Raw genomic sequence first — 2243 nt, 5'->3', positions numbered from 1 at the left:
AAACTGAATTTCGCAAGGCCGACTCATAAGCTCTCGGCCGCAGCCATCGACGTGATTGAGTATGTCGTTTCGCATTAGGACCCAATACAAAAGCAAGTCGTAGTTGGTCGAATAAATGTGCCCGCTAGTGTTAAAAAATTGCTGGAGGAAGGTAGCACACGCCGCGCTTTGATCTTCCGGCACCTTGAAAACGTGCTCGGGGTGCATTGCTTTCACAGCGTCCAACAGACTTTTTTTCAGCTTGACACTTGCGTTCTCGACGCGTTCTTTTAGTTTTGAATCGCCACCTAAGGCCTCTACTAGCGCGGCAAAGTTATCCAAGTACTGCATTATTACTTCGAAGTTGCGAGTCTCAATTACTTCTAGAATCTTTGAAAGGTCCCTATCCTTGAGATTTTTAACGAACTCGTGAAGCGCATTATAGGAAAAAATTTTTGGGTCGTATGAGACGCTAAAGCCATTTCCCAATAGCAGATGAAACTGCCGCCGTGGGTTCTTCCGAATGGATTCGAGCACATCGTCAAAAGTTTCTAATTTCATTCGTTGCCCCGATCAAGATGAGACATAACGCCGAGTGCAGCGGCATTTTGTGGGGTGGCGATTTGTGCGAGCGTAGCGATCGGCACACAAAGGCCGGGGAATAAACTGTCCGACTGGCATGACTTGTTATTTCTTTGTGATGTTGAATTTTCTACCAGCGAACTCACATAGTGATAAAACCGGGAAACCATTTACTCTTGTTCTGTGAAAAGGCTGATTACCTCCGAGAAAGCCAGCAACAGAAGGATAACTCACACTAAGCCTATCAAGTATATCTTTGCTTTTTTGGTTTGCAGCTAGCATTGCAGCCCACATGATTTTTGCTGCACTAGGCCAGTTCAAATTAACAGGAGTACATAACGCCCCATTTAGTTGAACGAATGCTAGCTCTTTCTTTAAGGAATATTGGTCACCCTGGAACTCAAATTCAAATACAAGTCGCTCATTTCCAGAATCAATGTGCCGCCAACAGATATATAGCCCTCTGAGCTGACAATCATCAATAAATAGACCATCAGGACCAGTAAAGGCATCAATTATTGGCTTGATACAGTTATCAATATCTGACTTAGCATCTGTTTCAAATCTTTGTTTGGCGGGAAGCAGCCATGTTACGTTGAGAATTATTTCCCCCGTAAGAAGGTACTGTAATTTTGAGAATTGCTCTTTTATTGAGCTCAGATATGTATCGCGAACAGACTTTTTAGACTGTACTGAGGCTGGTGAGCCTAGCACTACAAATTCAGCCCTACCGAAAGGTGAGGGGGCTTCTCCTCTATTAGCACGGTCTAATTCTTCCAACAAGTCATCGCTCATTTACTGCTCTTTGTACAGATGGCATAACTTGATTTGTCGAACAATAACGGAGATATTCATTTATCCGTACATCGCAAATAATTTCCATAATTTAACCATTTCAGATGTTTGCAAAGCATCGCATGAACAAGATGAAAAATAAACCTTGGTTATTCGCCATCAAATGGCGAGTCAAGGATTTGACTCGGAAAATCAGAGCCTTTATCTACTACCACATAAGTTCCAAAGAACGCTTTCGCCAATAACTCAGACGTTTCTGTCGTAAGTCCGAATTTCCGCTCCGGTCGATTACCTGCCGTTGCAACTGCATATCTAGTTTCAAAACCGACGCACCGCTTCCCGAAGGTCAGCCATGTAATCTGCGTCCATGAACCAAACATTTGCCAAAAATCATATCTTAGTGCCCAGAAAATCTAAATTTCTGCGTAACTGACCACAAGAATACGCCATGTCACCTAGCCGCGATACCAATTCAGTCAATGGTCTCAGCCAAACCATGGGCACAACCTGGGCACAACTTAGGCACATCCTATTAATAGTCAAATTCCATCCTGAAGGTCACAAATTTCCGAAAATTCCGCACAAAAATTCGCTTCAAAAACTCGAAAATTCACGACCTTTGGGTTGATTTCCCAAACGGTCATTGGGCACAAAAATGTGAACCAGAAAATTCGAGAAATTTTTACAGATGTGCCCTGTTGACCGTTATTGGGTTTGACCGAAGGTCATGAAAGGGAAGGCGGGCTAAAGCGGGGTTGGGCACCAGTTGGGCACATTTTGGGCACACGCGGTTAGTGGCCTAGAAAACAAAAAAACCAACCACCGCTAAGTGATTGGTTTTAATGATAAAGATCTGGTTGCGGGGGCAGGATTTGAACCTACGACCT

At 43.7% G+C, this 2243-nt stretch carries 2 protein-coding genes; both read right to left on the bottom strand.

What is annotated here, in order from left to right; all coding sequences use genetic code 11:
• The coding region (locus B4N58_RS06665) for a DUF4917 family protein (protein ID WP_291747241.1) at positions 1-540 on the bottom strand (540 nt) is incomplete at its 3' end.
• Positions 541-666: 126 nt separating this feature from the next.
• A complete protein-coding gene (locus B4N58_RS06660) occupies positions 667-1356 on the bottom strand; it encodes a RusA family crossover junction endodeoxyribonuclease (protein ID WP_105029433.1) in 690 nt (229 codons plus the stop codon).
• Positions 1357-2243: the final 887 nt, after the last annotated feature.

This window comes from Limnobacter sp. UBA3528, assembly GCF_002377005.1.
GTDB lineage: Bacteria > Pseudomonadota > Gammaproteobacteria > Burkholderiales > Burkholderiaceae_B > Limnobacter.
The sequence above is the reverse complement of the archived record's forward strand: the minus strand, read 5'-3'. Positions and strand labels throughout refer to the sequence as shown.